Consider the following 24,877-nt stretch of genomic DNA (forward strand, 5'->3'; position numbering starts at 1 on the left):
GCAGTAAACAAACCCCCTACGCCAGTTACTTCTAGCGTTGCGCCCTTGCTGTTATCAATGCTACTGATACCAACGCCCAGCGCAGTAAGTGCTTCGCGCATACGCTTGGTATCATCGCTATCGAGCATATGCTCAAGTACGGTAGTGCCTTCCGCTAAAGCGGCCAATAGCAGCGCGCGATTGGCAATGCTTTTCGAACCAGGAACAGCTACATCCCCGCGCGCCTGTGGGGCATAAGTTAATTGCAGTACATCATGTTTACTGTTTTCGGCCACTACTCATATGCCCCGCTATTGATCTAGAATCTCGCTATAAGCTCGGCAGAACGCGTCATTTTCTTCTGCAGTGCCAATACTTACCCGCAAATGTTCTGGCAGTTCATAGCCAGCTACTGGCCGCACGATAACGCCCTTGTGCAACAGCTGTTGGTATATTTCAGCGGCGTTATTACCTACCTTAATGGTTACAAAGTTACCGTAAGAAGGGATATAACTAAGGCCATGCGCATCACAAAAAGTAGTAATTTGCGCCATTCCTTCGGCATTTACCTGCACTGAACGCGCCAAGAACTCTTCGTCTTGCAACGCTGCCATTGCTGCAGTTAGCGCTAGTTCATTCATATTAAACGGTTGCCGAATACGGTTCATTAAATCAGCAACTGCTGGATGCGAAACCGCGTAGCCAGCGCGCAAACCTGCTAAGCCATATGCTTTAGAAAAGGTGCGCGAAACAACCAAATTCGGATACTCTTCGATCCAAGCAAACGACGGCGCGCGCTCTTTGCTGGGTACGTACTCATAGTAAGCTTCATCAAGCACCACCAAAACATTGCGCGGTACTTGTGCAATAAATTCTTGCAACGCTTGTTTACTTAAAAAGGTGCCTGTTGGATTATTTGGGTTCGCAACAAATATCATTCGCGTGCGGCTTGTTATGGCTGCCAACATTGCCTCGAGATCATGGCCATAATTCTTTGCAGGCACCGCTACTGGCGTAGCACCAATTGCCTTTGTTACCAAGGGGTACACTACAAATGCATGTTGAGAAAAAATCACTTCATGTTGATCTGTTACGTAGGTTCTCGCCAACAGTTCCAACACATCATTCGAGCCGTTACCAAGGGTAATCTGCTTGGCATCAATCGCAAACTTCTCTGCAATCGCTGTTTTCAAATAAAAGCCATTGGCATCTGGGTAACGAGCTAAACCATTGATTTTTTCAGTTAAAGCATCACGAACTTTCGAGCTCACACCCAATGGGTTTTCGTTCGAAGCTAGCTTCACAATGTTACTAATGCCCAACTCACGCTCTACTTCTTCAATTGGCTTACCGGCTTGATAAGGCTGTAAAGATCGAATTCCAGGTAAGGCTAAACTTGCAGCATCAAAATCTTGCATAAAATTCCTCAAGTAATCTTAACTATGCTCGTTGGCAAATCGGGTCATAAAATCAACTAGCGCTTGGGCGCCAGCAACAGGCATTGCGTTATACATACTTGCACGCATGCCGCCAACAAAGCGATGTCCTTGCAAAGATAACAACCCTTCATCCCGCGCCTGTTGCAAGAACAGTGCATCAAGATTGCTATCATTGAGTTGGAATGGGATATTCATCATCGAACGGTTTGCAGGTGCAATGGTATTGCGATAAAACGCTGAGTTATCAACACATTCATATAATAGCGATGATTTCGCAAGATTTAACTCACGCATCGCCGCTAAACCACCCTCTGCTTTCAACCATTTAAATACTTCAGCGGCTAAGTACCAAGCGAAGGTATTGGGTGTGTTGTACATCGATTTCTCAGCGGCCTGCACCTTATAATTCATAACGGTGCACACCCGCTCTTGTTGGGTTGCCAACAAATCGTTGCGAATGATCACCACAGCCAAACCAGAAGGGCCGATATTCTTTTGCGCGCCCGCGTAGATAATGCCAAACTTCGACACATCAATTGGTTCCGCGAGGATTACCGACGACATATCCGCTACTAGCGGCGCTGCCACATCGGGGATTTCATGTAGGGCGATGCCATCAACCGTTTCATTCGGGCAATAATGCAAATAGGCAGCATGCTTAGATAGATTCCATTCGCTAACGGGTGGGATGGCTTTACCTAAAGGCGTTTCCGCAACCTGCGCCACTTCGTTAACTTGGGCAACATACTTCTTTGCTTCGCGAATCGCGTAGCCCGACCAAATACCGGAATTGAGGTAATCTACCGTGGCATCAGGAGCAGCAATGTTCTGCGCTACAGCTGAAAACTGTCCACGACCACCACCATGCATAAACAAAACCGAGTAATTATCTGGAATCGCCAGCAAATCACGTAAATCTTGTTCTGCTTCCTCGGTCATCTGCACATAGATTGGATCACGATGGCTGATTTCCATTACAGAAATCCCCAACCCTTGCCAATCTATTAACTCGCGTTGCGCTTTCTGTAAAACAGGAGCTGGCAACATTGCCGGCCCCGCAGAGAAGTTATACTTCATCACCTTCATCTCCAGAATCTGGCGCACCAGAATCCTGCTTATCGGTTGCATCTGCTGCATCGGTTGCAGCATCAGCATCTAACTCCGCTGCTTCTGCATCGAGCTCTTCTTCCTCAATTTCAGCAACTCGCGCCATTCCTACTACAAACTCATCATCTGCAGTGCGAATCAAACGCACACCTTGGGTATTTCGGCCTACGGTAGATACCTCATCTACTCGCGTACGAACTAAGGTGCCACGATTACTGATAATCATTAAGTGCTCACCAGGAATTACTTCCATAGCACCCACTACCGCACCATTTCGCTCGGAAACCTTAATCGATACCACACCTTTCGTAGCACGGCCTTTGGCTGGATACTCGGTAAGCGGAGTACGTTTACCGAAGCCATTTTCGGTAACGGTAAGCACAGCACCCTCTTCCGTACGTGGAATAAGTAGCGATACAATCTTCTGCTCTTCAGCAATCCGCATACCGCGCACGCCTGTTGCTGTGCGGCCCATAGAACGCAAGTGGTCTTCACTAAAGCGAACTACCTTACCTGCATCTGAGAACAACATGATGTCGTTGCTACCATCTGTGATATCCACACCAATCAGTTCATCACCCTCTACTAAGTTCAGGGCAATAATACCGCTGGTACGTGGGCGCGAGTAATCCACCAATGGTGTTTTCTTCACCGTGCCGTTACGAGTAGCCATAACTACAAACTTATCGTCTGCAAAGTTTGCAATCGGCAGAATAGCATTAATCCGCTCACCATCTTGTAATGGCAGCAGGTTCACTATCGGCTTACCACGCGCGGCGCGGCTGGCATATGGAAGGTTATATGTTTTCATCCAATACACTCGGCCACGGCTCGAAAAACAGAGAATCATATCGTGCGTATTGGCAACCAATAAGCGCTCAATGAAATCTTCATCTTTCATTTTCGTAGCGGCTTTACCTTTACCACCACGCTTCTGTGCTTCGTATTCGGTAAGAGATTGATATTTTACGTAGCCTTGATGAGAAAGTGTTACTACAACATCTTCTTGCTCAATCAAATCTTCCATGTTGATATCATGGCTAGCGTTACTAATTTCAGTACGGCGCTCATCGCCAAATTCAGCCTGTGCTTGCACAAGCTCTTCACGAATTACTTCCATCAACCGTTCTGTACTTGCCAAAATATGCATTAACTCTGCGATTACATCTAATAGGCCTTTATATTCATCAAGAATCTTTTCGTGTTCTAGGCCGGTTAATTTATGTAACCGTAAATCAAGAATGGCTTGCGCTTGGTTTTCAGTAAGATGATAAATGCCATCAATTACACCGAAGCCTTCTTCTACCCAATCTGGCCGCGCAGCATCTACCCCCGCGCGCTCTAGCATAATAGACACATCCCCGAGCTGCCAACCTTGGGCAATTAGCTGTGCTTTTGCTTCGGCTGGTGATGGCGAACGCTTGATCATTTCAATGATCTCGTTGATGTTCGCCAATGCTACCGCTAAACCTTCCAAAATATGCGCTCGTTCACGTGCTTTACGCAGCTCAAACACGGTACGGCGAGTAACTACTTCACGACGGTGAGTAATGAAGCATTCCAACATTTCACGCAGGGAAAACAGCTTCGGCTGGCCTTTATCAAGGGCAACCATGTTGAAGCCAAATGCTACCTGCATTTGCGTATGCTGGTACAGGTGATTCAACATCACCTCACCCGATTCATTGCGCTTCATTTCAATAACAATACGCATGCCATCTTTATCAGATTCATCACGCAGCGCACTAATACCTTCAATGCGTTTTTCTTTTACTAGTTCAGCGATTTTCTCAATCAGCTTGGCTTTATTCACCTGATATGGAATTTCGTGCACGATAATTGTATCGCGGCCAGTGCTTTCATCGGTAATCACGTCTGCGCGTGCACGAATGTAAATTCGGCCTCTACCGGTGCGATATGCATCGAGAATGCCTTGGCGGCCGGATAAGATACCGGCTGTTGGGAAATCTGGGCCAGGAATATGCTCCATCAACTCTTCAAGTTGAATATCTGGATTATCCACCATCGCTAAACAACCGTTAATTACTTCGGTTAGGTTATGCGGCGGGATATTGGTTGCCATACCAACAGCGATACCGGAAGAACCGTTCGCTAATAGGTTTGGAATTCGGGTTGGCAACACCTCCGGAATAAATTCGGTGCCATCGTAGTTGGGCACGAAATCAACGGTTTCTTTCTCTAAATCAGCCAATAATTGATGCGCAATTTTCGACATCCGTACTTCGGTGTAACGCATTGCCGCCGCTGAATCACCATCCACTGAACCAAAGTTACCTTGGCCATCAGCAAGCATGTAGCGAAGAGAGAATGGCTGCGCCATACGAACAATGGTGTCGTACACTGCAGAATCACCGTGTGGGTGATACTTACCGATTACATCACCTACTACGCGAGCAGATTTTTTATACGGCTTATTAAAATCATTCCCGAGTACATTCATTGCGAATAGTACGCGCCGATGCACTGGCTTCAAACCATCGCGTACATCAGGTAAAGCTCGCCCGATGATAACGCTCATGGCGTAATCTAAGTACGAATTCTTTAGTTCGTCTTCGATATTAATCGGCATTACTTCTTTGGCAAGATCGCTCATATTTTTTCCCTAACAAGTACTCTTCATATCGTTATAGTTTTCGAGTAAATCGCCTTACTGAATCAACTTTGCAGGATACCATAGCAGCTTGCCGTTGACGACTGCAAAACGAACACAAAACACAAGTTAACACTGGTTTACATGTGTTCGTTTCGGTACACTGCGAGCCACTCACATGGGCAATAAAAATATCGTATTGGGTACCCAGTAAAGCGCCACAGGCGCACCCACAAATCATTGTGCGCTCTTCGCAGCCCCTTGTTTTAGCATAAGGAAGATAAACATGCAGCAAAATGTCGATCCTGCAGAAATCGAAAAGTTTAATGCCATGGCATCACGTTGGTGGGATCCCCAAGGCGATTTTAAGCCACTCCATCAAATAAACCCATTGCGCTTGCAATTTATTGACCAACACGGTCTTGGTTTGAGTGGGCGGAAAATTTTAGATGTAGGCTGTGGTGGCGGTTTATTAAGCGAAGCAATGGCAAAAGCTGGGGCTCACGTTACGGGTATTGATATGAGCCCAGATGCGCTTAGCGTAGCCCGTTTGCATGCGTTGGATAGTGGTGTGGATGTCGATTATCAGCAAATCACAGCGGAAGAGTTTGCCGCCGAGCATGCTGGCCAATTCGATATCGTTACGTGCTTGGAAATGCTCGAGCATGTACCCAACCCAAGTACGGTAATTGCCGCCTGCGCAAGCCTAGTTAAACCTGGCGGCCGGGTTGTTTTCTCTACTTTGAATCGCACTTTGAAAGCTAAACTGCTGGGCGTATATATCGCCGAATATGTATTGCGATGGGTACCACAGGGCACTCACGATGCGAGTAAATTTATTCGCCCAGCGGAGTTAATGCACATGGCCAATAGTGCAGGATTAACAGAACTTGCCGCTACGGGTATCCACTTCAATCCGCTACTGAACCAATTCTTCGTAAGTGATCGTAACTTGGATGTAAACTATCTGGTTGCTTGTGAGCGCCCTGCTGCCAAATAGGCCATTTAATGAGCCGTAACGGAGAAGTGTATATGTTAGGTAAGCGCCCCAACGCTATTCTATTTGATTTAGATGGCACCCTCCTCGATACAGCACCCGATTTGGGCCATGCCCTCAATCGTGTTCTGGCCGATTCGAATCGGCCGTTGAAAGAACTTATCGAGTTGCGCCCGTACGCATCACATGGCTCACATGGCCTACTGAAATTAGGTTTTGGGGATGATTACAATGAGCTAAACCGCACCCAATTGCGGCAACAGTTTCTTGATTATTATGAACAACGAGTTTGTGTAGACACCACCCTGTTTGCCGAGGTTGAGGAACTGCTACAAACGCTAAGCCAACAACAAATACCAATGGCGATTGTTACCAATAAACCTACCCTTTACACACAACTAGTATTGCGGGAAATCCCAGCTCTAGCACGATTACCTGTAGTGGTTTGCGGCGATACGTTAAGTGTTGCTAAGCCCGATCCAGCGCCCTTGTTGCATGCCTGCGCATTACTGAGCGCTCATTATCAATATCCCATTGAGGCGCAACATGCCTTGTATGTGGGTGATGCAGAGCGCGATATTGAAGCTGGCCGCAGAGCGGGAATGCGCACAGTGCTAGCTAGTTATGGGTACATTGCTGCGCACGATGATGTGCAGGCATGGCGCGCTGATTTTGCCATTGCCCAACCGAGCCAATTATTGGATTTGTGGTAATCTATTCCCATCAAAATTGGCCTTTCGGTGAGAAAATTAACGGCTGTACGGTACAGTTAGCGTCCTCAACTGCTGTGCCATTTGTTATATATTCCATCTCAGCTGCATAACAAATTATTTAAGACAAAAAAATTATGTACCTGCTATGTACCTGCAAAGGCGCGCCACTCTTGGTGCTTATCAAAATCTACCAAAATTCAACCCCGAAACAGTGAATTTCTTGCTTGATCAAAAGCACTTTGATGACTAGCATAGCGTTAATTAACGCAACACTACATATTGTGTAAAAATACTCCACCTTACCTAATTCACCACAATATATAGTGATAAGAAGAAACCTGCGAGGGCATCATGAACCAACCTATCTACGTAACAAAGCGCAATGGCGAGCGCGAGCTTCTAGACTTGGAGAAAATTCACCGAGTAATTAGCTGGGCGGCTGAGGGATTAAAAGACGTATCGGTTTCAGAAGTGGAGCTTAAATCTCGCATCCAATTTTATGACGGTATCAAAACCGCCGATATTCACGAAACCATTATTCGTGCTGCAGCTGATTTAATTAGTGAAGAAGTACCTGATTATCAGTTTCTTGCCGCACGCTTGGCAATTTTCCATCTGCGCAAAAAAGCCTATGGCGAGTTTGAACCGCCGCACCTGTTCGATCATGTTACCAAAATGGTAAGTATGAATCGCTATGACAAGCATATTCTCGAGGATTATAGCCAAGCCGAACTAGAAGAGCTGAACACCTACCTTGATCATAGCCGTGATCTAAACTTCTCATATGCAGCAGTAAAGCAATTGGAAGGTAAGTATCTGGTGCAAAACCGCGTTACGGGTGTGGTATATGAAAGTGCACAGTTCTTATATATCTTGGTAGCCGCATGTTTGTTTGCAAAATATCCACCGGCAAAGCGGTTGGATTATGTTCGTCGTTTTTACGATGCTACCTCGCAGTTCAAAATTTCACTACCCACACCAATTATGTCCGGTGTGCGCACCCCTACTCGTCAGTTTAGTTCCTGTGTACTGATAGAGTGTGGTGATAGCCTTGATTCTATTAATGCCACGGCCAGTGCTATCGTGAAGTATGTATCGCAACGTGCTGGTATCGGTATCAACGCTGGCCGTATTCGCGCCCTTGGTAGCCCAATTCGCAATGGTGAAGCATTCCACACGGGGTGCATTCCGTTCTTTAAATATTTCCAAACGGCAGTAAAAAGTTGTTCACAAGGTGGAGTTCGCGGTGGCGCTGCTACCCTGTTCTATCCGCTCTGGCATTTAGAAGTAGAATCACTGCTGGTGTTAAAGAACAACCGTGGTGTTGAAGAAAACCGTGTGCGCCATCTAGATTACGGTGTGCAATTCAATAAACTCATGTATCAGCGCTTGGTAAAAGATCAGTACATTACTTTATTCAGCCCCAGCGATGTGCCTGGCTTATACGATGCATTCTTTGCCGACCAAGACGAGTTTGAGCGCTTATACGTGCAATACGAAGCCGATGAAAGCATCCGCAAAAAACGCATTAAAGCAATTGAGCTGTTTAGCTTGTTTATGCAAGAGCGTGCTAGTACGGGCCGGATGTATTTACAGAATGTGGATCATACCAACAACCACAGCCCATTTAATCCGAAGCTTGCGCCGGTAAGGCAAAGCAACTTGTGCCTTGAGATCGCGTTACCAACCAAGCCGTTACAGCACATTAATGATGAAGAAGGTGAAATTGCCTTATGTACGCTATCGGCATTCAACCTTGGCGCACTAGAATCATTAGATGATCTGGAAGAATGGGCCGATTTAGCCGTGCGGGCGCTTGATAACCTACTCGATTATCAAGATTATCCTGTGCCTGCAGCAATGAATGCTTCAATGGCTCGCCGTACGCTCGGTATTGGCGTAATCAACTATGCCTATTACCTTGCCAAAAACGGTGTACGTTACTCAGATGGTAGCGCCAATGGCCTTACTCATCGCACCTTTGAAGCTATTCAATATTACCTAATGAAAGCTTCTAACGAATTAGCAAAAGAGCAAGGCGCGTGTCCTAAGTTCAATGAAACCACCTACTCAGAGGGTGTGTTACCCATCGATACGTATAAGAAAGATCTCGATGCGGTGTGCAACGAGCCACTCCATTACGATTGGGAAGCTTTGCGCGAATCGGTACAGAAGCATGGGCTACGTAACTCTACCCTATCTGCGTTAATGCCATCGGAAACCTCATCGCAGATTTCTAACGCTACTAATGGCATCGAGCCACCGCGTGGCCATGTAAGCGTGAAATCTTCAAAAGATGGTGTAATGAAGCAAGTAGTTCCGGAGTATGATCGATTGAAAGATCAATATGAACTGCTTTGGCAGATTCCGAGTAATAAAGGCTATCTCGAACTCGTTGGCATTATGCAGAAGTTTGTTGATCAAACAATTTCTGCAAACACCAACTACGATCCGAATAAATTCGAAGGCGGCCGCGTACCCATGAAGCAGCTGCTACAAGATTTGTTATACGCATACAAACTTGGCGTAAAAACGATGTACTACCACAACACCCGTGATGGTGCTTCCGATAGCCAAACTGATATGCCGGCTGATTTACGCAAAAAGCTCGAAGCGAAAACGAATCAAGTAGTAACCGCAGTAATCGAAGATGATGACGATTGCGCCGGTGGTGCTTGCAAAATCTAGGTTTTTTTAGGGAGCACATGAATTAAGATGCGATATTCAACGTTTAGTCAGCACGCCGTGAACCCACAGGGTGAACCAATGTTTTTTGGTAACACGGTAAATGTGGCGCGCTATGATCAACAGCGCCACCCTATTTTTGAAAAGCTTATTGAAAAGCAGCTCAGTTTTTTCTGGCGTCCAGAAGAAGTAGATGTAAGCCGCGATCGGGTAGATTTTCAGAAGGTTTCTGATAGCGAAAAACATGTTTTTATTTCAAACCTGAAATATCAAACGTTATTAGATTCAGTGCAAGGCCGCAGCCCAAACGTTGCATTGCTGCCCATCGTTTCATTACCTGAATTAGAAACATGGATTGAAACCTGGGCTTTTTCAGAAACAATACATTCACGCTCATACACGCACATTTTGCGCAACTTATTCACTGATCCAAGCCATGTGTTTGACGACATCGTAGTGAATGAAGAAATTCAAAAGCGGGCGGTTGATATTTCTAAATATTACGATGATTTGATTCTGCATACGCAACTTTGGCAAATTCATGGCGAAGGCGTAATCACCGTGGGTGAAGAAACCTTCAACATAACGATTCGCGAACTTAAGAAAAAACTGTTCTTGTGCATTAACTCGGTAAATGCACTAGAAGCAATTCGTTTTTACGTAAGTTTCGCTTGCTCGTTTGCGTTCGCTGAGCGTGAGTTAATGGAAGGTAATGCGAAAATCATTCGCCTTATCGCTCGCGATGAGAATTTGCACTTAACATCTACCCAGCACATCATTAATTTGTGGCAATACGGTGAAGATGATCCGGAAATGAAAGAAATTGCCGAAGAGTGCAGAGAAGAAGCGCGAGAAATTTTCCTAAAAGCCGTGCAGCAAGAAAAAGAATGGGCTAAATACCTATTCCAGCATGGTTCTATGATTGGTTTGAATGAGCAAATCCTTTGCCAGTATGTGGAATATATCGCCAACCTACGCATGCAAGCCATCGGCTTTGAAAGTGCCTTTGATCAGAAAAGTAATCCGTTACCGTGGATGAATAAATACTTAGTGTCGGATAACGTGCAGGTTGCGCCACAAGAAGCTGAAATCAGTTCTTACTTAGTAGGCCAGATTGACAGCCAAGTAAGCGTAGATGATTTCGGAGATTTCGATCTCTGATCACATGGCCAGCTGCAAAATAACCATCAATCAAGTGATACACGTAGAGGTCGAGGCAGATGCCCCGGCCTCTTTACTTGAAACTATTGAACAAGCAGGTGTAGAGCCGCGTTTTCATTGTAGAAATGGTTTTTGTGGCGCTTGCCGAACTAAACTAATTAGTGGCACGGTTCGCTATACCACTGAGCCCCTCGCATATATTCGGCAAGGTGATATCCTACCTTGCGTATGCCAAGCCGATAGCGATATCGTTATTGAGCACTAGTGAAAGCACGTTCTTATCATTACTGCTACCACCCTACCCGCACTATTCCTAGCTTATGCTGGCACTATGCGAGCAATCGTTTTATCAGAACAGCTACATCGTAAATACTGATTTTCACAGCGCCAATATATCTGGCATAATGCACGCCAAATTTTCCCCACTCATAACGGTACTAAAATCTAGGAGAGTAATATGTTAACGGTAATTTTTGGTCGCCCTGGCTGCCCATTCTGTGTGCGTGCTGTACAAATTGCGAAACAGTTATCAAGCAAGCGCGATGATTTTGAATACCGTTACGTGGATATGCAAGAAGAAGGCATTACCAAAGCGGATTTGGAAAAAACAATCGGTAAGCCAGTAATGACCGTACCGCAAGTATTCGTTGATGAGCTCCACGTTGGCGGCTGCACCGAATTTGAAGCCCATGCTAAGGAGCATTTAGGCTTATACGCGTAATTTTTGCCTGTTCGGCAGCGGTTAATGCAACGTTTTCTCGATTTCTTCTAATCGTTGCTTCAGCCGCTGCTCAGATACAGGGAACTTGGTGCCCAACTGCTGGGCAAAAGTAGACACCCGAAACTCCTCTAAATACCAACGGAATTCATCTAGCTCAACGGGTGGCCGATCTCCTTTTGGTACCTTTTTATAAAGTTCCTGCCAACGTGTCTCGAGCTTCTCAAACACTAAACTGCGCACCCGATCTTTGGTGGGGTCTACCGGTAGCTTTTCTGTTCGTTGTAGTAGTGCTTTTAAATACCGCTCCGCATCATCTAGGCGTTTAGCACCAAAATAACTGACAAATCCTGGGTATACCAACCGGTGCAAATGCGCTTTTACATCATTATATGATTGCGCCAAAGCTAAAGGTATTTTCCCCTTCAATAATTTTTGTATCTGTTGGCTAAGAACTAGGCAGCGCTCTACTTGCTGGGCTATCTGTAACGTTTGATCATTTAACTCAGCCCGCACTTGATTAGTTAACTCTCGGAACTCAGCTTCTATTGCTGGCAGTTTGCCACCCGTAAACTGTTCGGTAAGGGCATCAATGGCCGCATACATGCAATCTTCAATCAGAGCTTCTACTTTGCCCCAGGGGTTAAAGTAGAGCGCGAGCTTCGCTTTATTTGGTAATTTTTCTCGTAGGTAATTTACTGGCGAAGGAATTTGCAACATCACTAACTTACGCAGCCCTGCGCGGTTTGCGTTCTCCGCTTCTAGGGCGCTATCAAATACGCGAATCGCTACGGTTTTACCCTCATCTTTTAAGGCGGGAAACGCCTGAATCGAAAACCGTCCTGTACGCTTTTCTACAGCTTGCGGTGCATTACCAAAGGTCCAATCCGTAAGCCCTTCCTGTTCAATGCTCTCACCTGCGGTTTCTTTCAATGTTGCCGTTAGCTTAGGTTGCACAAGTTGCTGCACTTCCTTCAAATTGCGGCCTCGCGCAATCACCTTGTGATGTTCATCAAGCACCCGGAAGTTCATTTGCACATGTACTGGCAAACCAGATAGGTTCCATGCGTTGGCTGGAATCTCTACACCCGTCATGCGCTTTAATTTACTGGTTAATACCTGCAACAACGGCACATCACCCGCAATCTCATTGGTATTAACCGCTTCTAGAAAGGCTCGTGCGTAGTTTGGTGCCGGCACAAAATTACGCCGTATTGGCTTGGGTAGGCTTTTAATGAGTGCTACCACTAAATCTTCTCGTAACGCAGGAATTTGCCAATCAAAGCCAACGTTCTGTACTTGATTCAGCACCGGCAATGGAATGTCTACGGAAACACCATCATCAACATCGTTCGGTTCAAACACATAGCTCAGGGGTAAACGTAAACGCCCTTGCACCCACTCATCAGGGTAATCCGCAGCAGTAATATGGCTGGCATCTTGTTGCATTAGTTGCTCGCGCGAGAAACAGAGCACTTGTGGGTTCACTTTACGCTCACGCTGCCACCAATGCTTAAGGCTGCGTTCATCAAAAATGTTTTCCGGCAGGTCCTCATCGTATGCCGCGAACAATGCCTCTTCATCAATCAAGATATCACGCCGGCGTGATTTATCTTCCAATTCACGCACCGCCTCAATTAACGCGCTATTCGCGCGCATAAAGGGCAATATTTGCCGCAGCTGCGCATTTACCAACCCTTCACGAATAAAAATACGCCGCGCTTCCACTGCATCTATACGGCCATATTGCACATTACGCCCGGCAACAATCAGCAAGCCAAACAAGGTAACCTGTTCAGTAGCGATCACTGCGCCCTGCTTCTTCGAGAAACGAGGCTCGTGATAATTTCGCTTCAGTAGATGCTCAGCGGCAGCTTCTATCCACTCTACGTCTATTTTTGCCACATAGCGGCCATACAGCCGAGTGGTTTCTACAAGTTCTGCGGCAATAATCCATTTCGGTTTGGCACTAAACAATGCCGAACCAGGAAAAATAAAGAAACGGCTTTGCCGTGCACCAACATACTGGTGCTTTTCATCCTTATTACCGATATGAGAAAGTAAGCCAGATAACAATGCGCGGTGAATCGCAGCATAATCTGCAGGTTCATCATTAATGCGGATACCCATTTCGCGTACACTTTGCCGTAACTGGGTATACACATCTTGCCACTCGCGAACGCGCAAATAGTGAATTAGTTCCTGCTTACAGCGTTTGCGAAATTGATTACCACTTAACTCTTGCTGCTGTGCTTGTACATAATTCCAGAGATTCAAATAACCCAAGAAATCAGAATCGTTATCTAAAAAGCGCTTGTGCAGCTCATCTGCCTTTTGCTGTTTATCATGGGGGCGCTCTCGCGGATCTTGGATACTTAGCCCTGCCACAATAATTAGTATTTCCCGCACACTACTGAATTGCTCGGCAGCCAGCACCATGCGGCCCAATCGTGGATCTACTGGCAGCCTACCGAGCGCGCGGCCAATAGCAGTTAGCTTCGGCGGTTGGCGCTTGGCCATCTTCTGCATGGCGCCAAGCTCTTCTAGTAAGCGAATACCATCGTTAATAAAGCGCTCATCCGGACGCTGTAAAAACGGAAACTTACGAATATCACCTAGCTTTAATGTTGCCATCTGCAGCACCACAGAAGCTAAATTTGTGCGCAGAATTTCCGGATCCGTAAACTCCGGGCGATTAAGGAAATCATCTTCGCTATACAAGCGCACACAAATACCCGGCCCAAGGCGCCCGCAACGCCCGGCACGCTGATTAGCACTCGCTTGTGATATTGGCTCAATTGGTAAGCGTTGCACCTTGGTGCGGTAACTGTAACGAGAAATACGCGCACTACCCGGGTCTATTACATAACGTATGCCGGGAACCGTTAATGAAGTTTCCGCTACGTTAGTCGCCAGTACAATGCGCCGCCCTTGATGAGGCTGGAAAATACGGTTTTGCTCACTCGCCGAAAGGCGAGCATACAAGGGAACAATTTCTACCTGCTCCCGATGTTCGCGAAACGTATCTTGCAATGCATCTGCAGCATCGCGAATTTCCCGTTCGCCACTTAAGAACACCAAGATATCGCCAGGGCCTTGCCGAACTAATGTGCTTGCAGCATCACAAATACCCTGCAATACATCGAGATCATTATCATCATCTAGCGGTGGTTGATAACGCACTTCCACCGGAAAAGTGCGCCCTGATACTTCAATTACCGGTGCATCCTTAAAGTGCTGCGAAAAGCGCTCTGTTTCAATGGTTGCGGAAGTAATAATTACTTTCAAATCGGGGCGTTTATCAATTAACTGCCGTAACACACCCAATAAAAAATCAATATTCAGCGAACGCTCGTGGGCCTCATCAATAATAATGGCAGAATACTTCTTCAGCAGCCGGTCCCGTTGCAGTTCGGCTAGCAAAATACCATCGGTCATCAGTTTAATAGAGGTTTCGGCTGAGGCTGTATCTTGAAAGCGGATCTTGAAACCTACGGTTTTCCCTAGCGGCTCTTCTAGCTCTTCGGCAATCCGGTTCGCTACAGAACGAGCAGCAAGCCTGCGGGGTTGCGTATGGCCAATCATGCCATGCTCGGCATAGCCCATTTCCAGCAACATTTTTGGTAACTGAGTAGTTTTCCCCGAGCCTGTTTCACCCGCCAACACAATCACTTGGTGCTCGCTAATAGCCCGCATAATTCGTGCTTTTTCAGCAACTACTGGCAGCTGCTCAGGATATTTTATGATGCGTTTTGAAACTTCAACCATAACGGGAAACTACTTCCTAACCAATCGGTTAACAACAATGAAAAAGGCCGCTAAGTTTAGCAAACCTAGCGGCCCTCTGCGAACCTATAAAACAGTTGCAGCGCAGATTATCGCATGCCGTGGCCATCACGATGATGCAAATCAATAGCACGCAATACATCGGTACGGCTGATTACGCCCACAAGCTGCTGTTCATAATCTACTACAGGGTAAACCTTCGGCTTATCAGAACCCAAGCTTTGGGCTAAATCCACTATCGCCATATCCATATTCACGGTAAGCACTTGCGCACTCATACAATCTTCAACCGTTGCCGATTGCTCATTGTGATAGGTATCTTTGAGCATTTTCACCAAGCAATCTTGCTCCGATAAAAAGCCGATTACTTGCTTATTATCATCAACCACCGGCCCACCACTTTGGTTTGCGGCTACCAACAGTTCTACAGCCTCTTCAATAGGCATTTCCCGCTTAAATTTCAGCGGATGACGATTCATATAATCACAAATTTTAATCGACCGCATAGGGATTACTCCTGTTACTTGTAGATTCCAATTTCCATGCCGTTTGCGCTAGTTTTTGCGCCGCGGTACATACCCTCAGTGTTAAATGGCATGCTTACGTTACCCGCTGCATCAAGAATAATTACTCCACCGGTACCGCCAATTGGCATCAACACTTCATGAATCACGTAGGCACCTGCTTGCTCGATGCTTTCACCTAGATATTTTACACGGCTACAGATATCAGCTGCCACTTGATAGCGAATAAAGTATTCACCATGGCCGGTAGCTGAAACCGCACAACTTTCGTTATCGGCCCATGTGCCGGCGCCAATAATGGGTGAATCACCAATACGGCCATATTGTTTCGCGGTCATACCACCGGTAGAGGTTCCGGCAACAATATTACCCTCTACATCGAGCGCCACGGCACCTACTGTACCCATATTGAAGGCTGGGTCCCAGTTCACACTGGCATAAGCTTCATGTACAGGTAAGGTTGCATTCATTTGCATATTTTCCCGCGCACGCTGCAATTGCTCAAAACGATGTTCTGTATTGAAATAACTGTTATGCACCATGGCTAAATCTTGTTCCCGCGCAAACGTTTCAGCACCAGTGCCGCTTAACAATACATGCCGAGAGTTTTCCATTACCGCACGCGCCGCTTTAATCGGGTTCTGAATCCGTGTTACACCGGCTATCGCACCAGCTTCGCGAGTTGCACCATGCATAATCGACGCATCTAGCTCATGAGTACCCTCATAGGTATACACCGCGCCACGGCCAGCGTTAAACAGTGGGTTCTCTTCCATCAGTTCAATGGCTGCAATTACCGCATCAACACTAGAGCCGCCCGTTTCTAACACAGCATAGCCAGCAGCAAGGGCCTCTTCTAGTGCGGCTTGAAACTGCGCTTCGCGCTCAGGGCTCATGCTTTCACGCGTAATGGTTCCCGCGCCACCATGAATGGCTATCGCTATTGGGGTTTCCGAAAAATTGAACTGCTCGGCTGGATCCGGTGCCCCACCACATGCCAACAAACCGATACTGCTCGCGCCTACTAGTAAAGGCAGTAGCCACCGCTTTGCAGAGCGGCGCGATGCCTTAGTTTCAGCACTATTCGATTGATGATTAATATATGGCTTACCTGGCGTATTTACTGGCATAGTATCCTCTGAGTATTATTAGAATTTTAAAACGAGTGAACACATACAGCGCAAAGCTCGAAGGTATTCAACAGTACTACCAACACATTATGATTAAAATTATTACCCTATTATCACCATGCTTGCGGCTCGCATACAAGCCCCTAGCGATGATATGCTGTTATCTTCAGTTTAAACTATGAGAGAATTCTCGCCATGCCTAGCCCCTCAATTTATTGGCACGATTATGAAGCCGGTGGTGTAAATCCGCGCGCCGATCGGCCAATGCAATTTGCAGGCATCCGCACTGATCGGGATTTGCAGATTATTGGTAAGCCTTTGGAAATCTATTGCCAACTCGCACCCGATTATCTCCCGCACCCTGAAGCTTGCTTAATTACTGGCATTACGCCACAAACCGCGAATCAACGGGGCGTGCCCGAGTGCGAATTAGCTCGCCTTATTCACGCAGAGTTCAGCCAGGCGGATACTACTATTGTTGGTTACAATAACATTCGTTATGACGATGAGATGAGCCGCTTTCTATTTTATCGTAATTTTTACGATCCCTACGGCTATAGTTGGGAGAATAATAATTCACGTTGGGATTTGCTTACTCTAGTGCGCGCCGCCTATGCACTGCGCCCTGAAGGCATTGAGTGGCCCTTAAATGCCGATGGCAGCGTAAGTTTAAAACTTGATCAACTTGCACCAGCCAACGGTATCGAGCATAGCAACGCGCATGATGCCATGGCGGATGTATATGCCAGCATTGAAATGGCGCGGAAAATTAAAACCCAGCAGCCAAAACTTTATCAGTACACCTTTACAATTCGCAGTAAAAAAGCACTGATCGAATTAGTAAAAACCGCACTAGTAAATCAAACTATGTTGGTTCATGTTAGTGGCATGTTTGGCGCCGAAAACCGTTATGTACGCTGGGTTTACCCACTCGCATTTCATCCAGAGAATGCCAATCAGTTGATAGCGTGGCGGCTGGATACCAATCCAGAGCAATGGCGTGATATTACCGCTGAAAATATCCGCGAGTTATTGTATCAACGTAAAGATGAACTTACCGGAGAAAGGCCTGGCCTCATTACCATCACCTTAAATCAATGCCCTTTTCTTGCGCCAGAAAAAACCTTAGCCGCAGAACAAGCTGTATTGGCTGGCATTGATGTTAATGCAGCGGAGAATTACCGCAATATGTTAGCTAACAATGCTGCGCTGCGTGAGCATCTATTATCCGTAATGGTACGGGACGCCAGTAGCACACCAGCGCAAACCGATGAACACCAGCACGAACGCAGCATCGATACCGATTTAGCTCTGTATTCAGGTGGCTTTCTTAGCCAACAAGCACGCACCCATGCCCGCATGATTCGCGAAGCAAATCCGGAAGCACTGGCGGATATCAACCTGCCTTGGGATGACACACGGTTGCCCATTTTGTTATTCCGCTATCGCGCACGCAATTTCCCGCACACGCTTAGCCCAGCAGAAATGCATCGTTGGCGGCAGCATTGCCGGAATCGTTTAATACTTGGCGAGGACGGTTTTTTAAGTAGCGATGAATATATGTTAAAGATTGAGCAGCTAGCCGAAGCTCACCAGAACAACCCTCAGAAAATGGCTATCCTTAAAGCGCTTGCAAACTACCTATTAGAGCTATAGCTGGCTCTAGGTGCAGAAGCATTTGTTATTATAACCTCCAATTGAAACGCCTATTGATGGCCTCCCAATAAAAAAACCCCAGCAACCAAAGTTACTGGGGTTTTCGCGTATTGCCTTGAGTGTCTTTTAGAACGTGTAACCTAGGTTCATAAAGATACGGCGACCAAGCTGATCATACTGAGAGTAAAGCATTGCATTACCAACAGTTGCCGCTCGGCTTGGGCTAGCTTTAGGTGGCTTCTTATCAAATAAGTTGTTCACACCTAAAGTAAGATCGATACCGGTATTAAACTCTTTATTCAACGAGAAGGTATGGTATAGCGTAGTTGGAGCAGAAGCCACAAAACGTACTTCCTCACCACGATAGGTACCAAATGCGCCGTTGTTGTATAGGTGATCATTAGACACCTTACCGGTATAGCGAATCGCGTAGTTATAACGCCACGAATCACGGGTTAACCCGATGTTCAACGTACCTGAGTGTTTCGGATTCCCCAACCGACCAGTTGATTCAATCGCTGTACTAGTTGGGAACTGTAAGAATGAGCGTTCAAACTGCACAGTGTGATCTAAACGCACACGTACACCACCAAATGGCGTTTCATCCATGTAAGTGAATACGAAATCAGCACCACGAATACGCTGTTCAGCAACGTTCACGTAACCACCACGAACTTCGATGATATTGAAGTTACCCGCTTCACCATCGTTACGATCGAACTGATCGCAGAACGGCTCAGTTGCAAAGTTCTCTGAGTTATAGCATAACGAGAGAATGTTACCGCCACCCACATTACTGATTTGATCACGAATGGTTACATCATAGTAATCAACAGAACTAGCAAAGCGATTGTCTGCTGAAGACCACACTAAACCAATCCCTTCCGATACTGAAGTTTCGGCTTCAAGTAAGCCTGCACCACCACCACTAACCGATGTCGCGGAACCAAAGTTCAGTGCGTAATCTTCCGGAATTCCATCCGCCGCACAGTTTGCAGCAACAATCGGATTCAAAGTACCTGCATCAAAACGTTCGCCCCAGTTCCAGCATGGATCTTGAGTTTGCGAGAAAAAGCCTGTTTGATTCTCTAAGAATAGTTCAAACAATGCCGGTGAACGAAACGAGGTGCCACGCGAAGCACGAACTCGGAAGCCGTTCCCAATGGTCCAATTAGCGCTTACCTTATATGTTTCTCCGGAACCGTATGTAGAAACATCGGTGTAACGCGCAGAAGCAGTTAAATCTAACGCTTCAATAAAACGCACATCACGAATCAACGGTGCTTGAATTTCCGCGTACACTGCTTTGGTATTTGATTTACCTGCAGTAATACCAGAACTTGTCATGCCCCACGAGTTTCCTGCTAAGGTTACGTCACCTGGAGTATCTTGGATTTCGTCTGTTTGATACGAAACACCAAACGCCGTGGCTAATGTACCAGCTGGTAAATCAAACAAATCGCCGGTCATGTAGGCATCAAGGGTATCTTGCTTGTAGATGGTTTTGCCCATCTCATTATCAAACAAGAAATCACGGGTACCTTGGTCGAAATCACCAAAGATATATTCTGGGGTGAAGAAATCAATCGCGTAGCATGGGCGATTCGAAATTGGTGAGAATTCACCTTCACATGGGTCGCCCCAAATCGCGTCTGATGCCATTTCCAACGAATCGCGAAGAATAACCTTTTGGCGGTATTCACCACGGTTCACTGAACGTTGATAGGAAACATCCCAGTTCCAGTAACCAATCGCACCTTCAAAACCGATAACAGCGCGTGAATAATCAATGGTGGTTTCAGAACCTGAGTGATCAGTAACCGCAGTTGGATCGAGGAAAACAAAACCATCCCAGCCATCAACCAAACCAATCCATGCAGGAATAAAGGGTTCCCAGAATTGGCGATAGCTATTGATCGTGGTTACGCGGCGGCTATGCAGTAATTCACCATACATAGACACATTATTCGTTAAATCATAATCCCCTTGGAAATAAACAGAGGTTACTTCCGTTTCTGGAATCATGGTTTGAATTTCTTGGAACGGATGTGTTGAATTTAACCAACCATCTGATTCACGGCTATACCCCATAGGATACCAGCCTTCAGGTGCAGCAATATCACCAGGCTGTGTTTGCTCATAGCCTGGAATAGGATTATTAGCGAAATAACCAGTGTGGTCAAAACCCGTAATTAGTGAGGTGTAGTTCGGCGCTCCCGCGTTCCATAACCACATACCATAAGGCAAATCGTTACAATGGAAGTTACCAGTACGCGGATCGATTGGATCTACTTGCTCACCCGTTTCTGGGCTAAAAACGTAGCGTTGGCCACATTTAAAGTGATCGCGATCACCGCGTTGTAATTCAGTTTGCAGATTATAATCTGCTACCGCACGGATTGAACCGCGATCGAATGATTTACCCCAAGTACCGTTGATACGGAAGGTTTCACCACCACTTTCTAGCGGCTGGTTTGCACTCACGTTAATCGATGATTCATCGCCACGTTTGGTAATAATATTAATTACACCGGCAACCGCATCTGAACCATACAGTGAAGATGCACCATCTTTTAAGATTTCAACTCGCTCAACAGCAGATACGGGTAAGGCATTCATATCAAAAGCGGCTACTTGGCCACGGGTACCCGCAGGGCCTGCACGTCGGCCGTTTAACAATACCAATGTACGGTTAGAGCCTAAACCACGCATTGATATTGATTCTGCACCTGCACCACCGGCAGTAACGGAGCCAACTGACATTGCAGAAATGAGCTGGTTTGAACCCGATGCTACCGTAGCGGTACGCAGCAACTCGCCAAGCGTGTTAAGGCCCTGCTCTGTTGCGATCTCCGCGCTAATAATATCGATTGGTGTAGCGTTGTCTAAACCATCCGTGCGAATCCGCGAACCAACAACTTGAATACGCTCGGGCCGTTCTGAGCGCGCTTCCTCTTCTTCTTCATTTTCGTCTTGTGCAGTGGCTGCACCAGCAAACGCTAACGTTGACGCGGCACCAAATGCCAGCGCCAAACGAATTGATTTGCTTAGCTTATTATTCGTAAACATGAGTGTGCTCCCAAGGTGCTTATTGTGCTGTTTTTATTATCAGCATTCGATCTAACTTTAACGCTAGTACCTCATAATAATGTTAATTCTATGTAAAGCGCAAATTTAATCCGCGGTAAGCCTTTATTTCCGCGATTATTTACATTGATGTTCACTATTTCCAATAAAAAAACACCAGCTATTGCTAGCCGGTGTTTATATTTTGTGCCTAGTTGTTAACCTCGAATCTTTCTAATTATCTTAACTTAGAAAGAGTATGAAGCGTTCAAGAATGCACGGCGTCCTAACAACTCGTATTGTGATGCGAACAATGCAGTGTTACCCGCAGTGCTTGCTGCTGCAGGAGAAACCTGCGGTGGAATACGATCGAACACGTTAGAAATACCTAGAGTTACATCAAAGTCACCCAGCGCTTTATTCACCGATACTGCGTGCATGAAGTAGCTTCCCGCTGCTGCCGAGAACGCATAGTCGGTACCACGATAGGTAATTAAGTTTCCTCTGGTGTAGAAAGGATAGTTCGATACAGAACCAACATAACGAATGTTCCAGTTAAATCTCCAATCATCACGGGTTAACGTGGTGTTGAAGGTTCCTGAATGTTTCGGGTTGCCTAAACGGCCAGTGAACTGAGTTGGAACACTATCATCAAACTGCTTGAAGAACCGCTCGATAGTAGCTGTGTGGCTTAAACGGAAACGTAAGTGACCGATTGGTGATTCAGTTTGGTAGCTCGCTACCCAATCTGTTCCGCGTACACGCTGCTCTGAAGTGTTCAAATAACCTCCACGAACAGTATCTACACCCCAATCGAAGTTGTTCCCTTCGTTACCCGTACGGCGATCAATTTGCCGGCAGAACGGTTCGTTCTCAATACCATTTTCAGTTAGGTAACAACGGCTGAGTACACTACCACCACCAACGTTAGAGATTTGATCACGAATGGTTACATCGTAATAATCTATCGAGAAGGCAAATGCATTTTCCGGGCTAGAGTACACTAAGCCAATACCTTCAGAAGTAGAAGTTTCAGCATCTAGCACACCTGCGCCGCCACCAGTTACGATGGTCATAGAACCACCAACCGCTGCGGTATAACTTTCTGGCACACCAGCTGCAGCACAGTTAGTACGCAAGAAATCACTGGTAGATTCAATCCAGTTTACACAAGGGTCATTTAACTGACCTGCGAAGCTAGTTTGCCCTTCAAGGAACAATTCAAACAACGCTGGAGTTCGGAATGAAGTACCTCTGGAAGCACGCACACGGAAACCACCACCAATTGTCCAGTTGGCACTAATCTTATAGGTTTCACCGCTACCATAAGTATTTACATCGGTGTAACGCGCAGAAGCGGTTATATCCAGAGCTTCCATCAAGAACCAATCACGCACTAACGGTGCTTGAACTTCCGCATACGCTGCCTTGGTTGTTTGCCGCCCCGCTGTAATACCAGCAGAACTCAAGCCCCATGAGTTACCATTTAAGGTGTGAAAACCCGGAGTATCTTGGATTTCATCTGTTTGATAGGAAACACCAATTGCAGTTGCGAGTGGACCAGCCGGTAAATCAAATACATCACCAGTGATATAGGCATCCACTGTGTCTTGCTTATAGATTGTACGGCCAATATCGTTACCGAAAATGAAATCTGCTTGCGCATCTCCATAATCAGTACCAGAAAGGTGACCATCAGTGAACCAGTTTAACTGCACACATTGTTTCTGCGAAAATTCAGTTACTTCACCCGGCCCACACTCACGCATACCAAGTAATGCTTGATGCGCCATGATCATTGAATCTTGGAAGATGATTTCGTTTTCATATTCGCCACGGTTGAGCGAACGCTGCCATGAAATATCCCAGTTCCAATAACCAAGAGCACCTTCTAAACCAGCCACGAAACGGCTGTAATCTACCGTAGTATCGCTGCTGAAGTGGTCAGTAAGAGCTACTGGCATAACACCGAATGCTGGGTTAGTTGCTTCCCAACCTGGTAAGGTATTAATTGGAATAAACGACGCTAGGCCTGGGTTAGATGTCCAGAACTGACGCACGTTGTCAATTTTAGTGTTCCGTTGGCTATGCATGAACTCTGCATAGGCGGATATATTATTAGTTAAATCGTAATCCGCTTGCGTGTAAATCGACCACACCGTTGTTTCCGGAATCATGGTTCGATTCTTATGCAAATCAGATGAGTTATCATACCAACCATCGGTTTCTACTGAATGACCAGCCCAATACCAGCCATCTGGCGCTGTTTGCACAAACGGGTGGCTATAGGAAGGATCAGCGGCGCCAGCAAGGCCTGCTTGCGGGAAACCAAAGCCATCACGATCGAATTGTAACCGGCCACCAGCAGCATTTACCCACAATCCGAAGCCGGTATCGTTGCAATGATATTGCCCTGTTCGCGGATCAATTGGATCGGCTCTATCGCCGGCAACGCCATCTACTTGATGAAAGTAGTAACGTGTTGGACAACCGAAGTGGTCACGATCGCCGCGTTTTAGGCCTGAGTTGTAGTTATAATCGGCAACTACTCGGTAAGAACCACGATCAAACGTTGAACCATAGGTACCGTTAACGCGCGCGGTTTCGCCGCCTGATTCGAAAGGCTGGCTTAAGTTAACGTTGATGTTTTTATCTTCGCCGCGCTTAGTGATAATGTTAATTACACCCGCTACCGCGTCTGAACCGTATAGTGAAGAAGCACCATCTTTCAGGATTTCTACACGTTCTACAGCTGAAACAGGTAATGCGTTCATATCAAATGCAGAGATTTGACCACGAGTACCTGCAGGCCCGGCACGACGGCCGTTTAATAATACGAGAGTACGGTTTGCACCTAAACCACGCATTGAGATTGATTCTGCACCGGCACCACCAGAGGTTACAAAACCTACTGATTGCGCTGAAATCAACTGATCTGAACCTGATGCGATAGTAGAGGTACGCAACAATTCACCTAGAGTGTTTAAACCCTGTTCAGTGGCAATTTCAGTGCTGATGATATCGATTGGTGTAGCGCTATCTAAACCATCAGTGCGAATACGAGAACCTACGATTTGAATGCGCTCGGGACGTTCGCTACGAGCTTGTTCTTCCTCTTCTTCTTCGTTTTCTTGGGCGTTAACACCGCCCGCAAATGCTAACGTAGACGCAGCACCGAATGCTAACGCCAAACGCACAGATTTGCTGAGTTTGCTGTTTGTAAACATATTAGAGCTCTCCCTGGATCACTCTGAGTGACTTTAGTTTTATTATTATGTGGCTCTTTAAGGCTACCAGCTTTCCTA

The 24,877-nt window shown here is 46.3% G+C and carries 15 protein-coding genes and 1 pseudogene; 7 read left to right on the top strand and 9 right to left on the bottom strand.

The window, feature by feature from the left end:
- The 4 genes and pseudogenes from ACNA7P_RS01770 to gyrA all read right to left on the bottom strand — a co-directional run.
- A pseudogene (locus ACNA7P_RS01770) lies at positions 1 to 275 on the bottom strand (hypothetical protein); the annotation flags it as partial.
- 15 nt (positions 276 to 290) lie between these two features.
- Positions 291 to 1,397 (bottom strand): histidinol-phosphate transaminase, encoded by a 1,107-nt coding sequence (gene hisC, locus ACNA7P_RS01775; protein WP_416256886.1) that lies wholly within the window; start codon positions 1,395 to 1,397, stop codon positions 291 to 293.
- 18 nt (positions 1,398 to 1,415) lie between these two features.
- Positions 1,416 to 2,495: a 3-phosphoserine/phosphohydroxythreonine transaminase gene (serC, locus tag ACNA7P_RS01780; RefSeq protein ID WP_416256973.1), complete on the bottom strand. Its 1,080-nt coding sequence runs from the start codon at positions 2,493 to 2,495 to the stop codon at positions 1,416 to 1,418.
- Positions 2,485 to 5,139 (bottom strand): DNA gyrase subunit A, encoded by a 2,655-nt coding sequence (gene gyrA, locus ACNA7P_RS01785; RefSeq protein WP_416256887.1) that lies wholly within the window; start codon positions 5,137 to 5,139, stop codon positions 2,485 to 2,487. The genes serC and gyrA overlap by 11 nt, the downstream gene beginning before the upstream one ends.
- Before the next feature lie 283 nt (positions 5,140 to 5,422).
- Between gyrA and ubiG the strand changes: the two genes are divergently transcribed.
- From ubiG to ACNA7P_RS01815, 6 genes are all read left to right on the top strand, one after another.
- The gene (gene ubiG, locus ACNA7P_RS01790; protein ID WP_416256888.1) at positions 5,423 to 6,136 is read left to right on the top strand and encodes a bifunctional 2-polyprenyl-6-hydroxyphenol methylase/3-demethylubiquinol 3-O-methyltransferase UbiG; all 714 of its coding nucleotides are present in this window, start codon (positions 5,423 to 5,425) and stop codon (positions 6,134 to 6,136) included.
- Positions 6,137 to 6,144: 8 nt separating this feature from the next.
- Positions 6,145 to 6,846, top strand: coding sequence for an HAD family hydrolase (locus tag ACNA7P_RS01795; protein ID WP_416256889.1), 702 nt, complete (start codon positions 6,145 to 6,147; stop codon positions 6,844 to 6,846).
- A 351-nt stretch (positions 6,847 to 7,197) separates the two neighbouring features.
- Positions 7,198 to 9,534 (top strand): class 1a ribonucleoside-diphosphate reductase subunit alpha, encoded by a 2,337-nt coding sequence (nrdA, locus tag ACNA7P_RS01800; RefSeq protein WP_416256890.1) that lies wholly within the window; start codon positions 7,198 to 7,200, stop codon positions 9,532 to 9,534.
- Between the two features lie 27 nt (positions 9,535 to 9,561).
- Positions 9,562 to 10,692 carry a class Ia ribonucleoside-diphosphate reductase subunit beta gene (nrdB, locus tag ACNA7P_RS01805; RefSeq protein ID WP_416256891.1) on the top strand — a complete coding sequence of 377 codons (1,131 nt, stop codon included), beginning with the start codon at positions 9,562 to 9,564 and terminating at the stop codon, positions 10,690 to 10,692.
- Between the two features lie 4 nt (positions 10,693 to 10,696).
- Complete coding sequence (gene yfaE, locus ACNA7P_RS01810) at positions 10,697 to 10,957, top strand: class I ribonucleotide reductase maintenance protein YfaE (RefSeq protein ID WP_416256974.1); 261 nt, start codon at positions 10,697 to 10,699, stop codon at positions 10,955 to 10,957.
- 192 nt (positions 10,958 to 11,149) lie between these two features.
- Positions 11,150 to 11,413, top strand: coding sequence for a GrxA family glutaredoxin (locus ACNA7P_RS01815; RefSeq protein WP_416256892.1), 264 nt, complete (start codon positions 11,150 to 11,152; stop codon positions 11,411 to 11,413).
- Positions 11,414 to 11,434: 21 nt separating this feature from the next.
- Here the strand turns inward: ACNA7P_RS01815 and hrpA are convergent, their stop codons facing one another.
- From hrpA to ACNA7P_RS01830, 3 genes are all read right to left on the bottom strand, one after another.
- The gene (hrpA, locus tag ACNA7P_RS01820; RefSeq protein ID WP_416256893.1) at positions 11,435 to 15,178 is read right to left on the bottom strand and encodes an ATP-dependent RNA helicase HrpA; all 3,744 of its coding nucleotides are present in this window, start codon (positions 15,176 to 15,178) and stop codon (positions 11,435 to 11,437) included.
- A gap of 107 nt (positions 15,179 to 15,285) precedes the next feature.
- The gene (locus ACNA7P_RS01825; RefSeq protein WP_416256894.1) at positions 15,286 to 15,702 is read right to left on the bottom strand and encodes a CBS domain-containing protein; all 417 of its coding nucleotides are present in this window, start codon (positions 15,700 to 15,702) and stop codon (positions 15,286 to 15,288) included.
- 14 nt (positions 15,703 to 15,716) lie between these two features.
- A complete protein-coding gene (locus tag ACNA7P_RS01830) occupies positions 15,717 to 16,850 on the bottom strand; it encodes an isoaspartyl peptidase/L-asparaginase family protein (RefSeq protein ID WP_416256895.1) in 1,134 nt (377 codons plus the stop codon).
- A gap of 195 nt (positions 16,851 to 17,045) precedes the next feature.
- On the opposite strand from ACNA7P_RS01830, the gene sbcB reads away from it, so the two are divergent.
- A complete protein-coding gene (sbcB, locus tag ACNA7P_RS01835) occupies positions 17,046 to 18,506 on the top strand; it encodes an exodeoxyribonuclease I (RefSeq protein ID WP_416256896.1) in 1,461 nt (486 codons plus the stop codon).
- 126 nt (positions 18,507 to 18,632) lie between these two features.
- On the opposite strand, the gene ACNA7P_RS01840 is transcribed toward sbcB, so the two are convergent.
- Together ACNA7P_RS01840 and ACNA7P_RS01845 are read right to left on the bottom strand one after the other, a co-directional pair.
- Positions 18,633 to 21,575: a TonB-dependent receptor domain-containing protein gene (locus ACNA7P_RS01840; protein WP_416256897.1), complete on the bottom strand. Its 2,943-nt coding sequence runs from the start codon at positions 21,573 to 21,575 to the stop codon at positions 18,633 to 18,635.
- A gap of 245 nt (positions 21,576 to 21,820) precedes the next feature.
- Positions 21,821 to 24,799 (bottom strand): TonB-dependent receptor plug domain-containing protein, encoded by a 2,979-nt coding sequence (locus tag ACNA7P_RS01845; protein WP_416256898.1) that lies wholly within the window; start codon positions 24,797 to 24,799, stop codon positions 21,821 to 21,823.
- Positions 24,800 to 24,877 lie beyond the last annotated feature (78 nt).

The organism is Aliidiomarina sp., assembly GCF_047920995.1.
GTDB lineage: Bacteria > Pseudomonadota > Gammaproteobacteria > Enterobacterales > Alteromonadaceae > Aliidiomarina.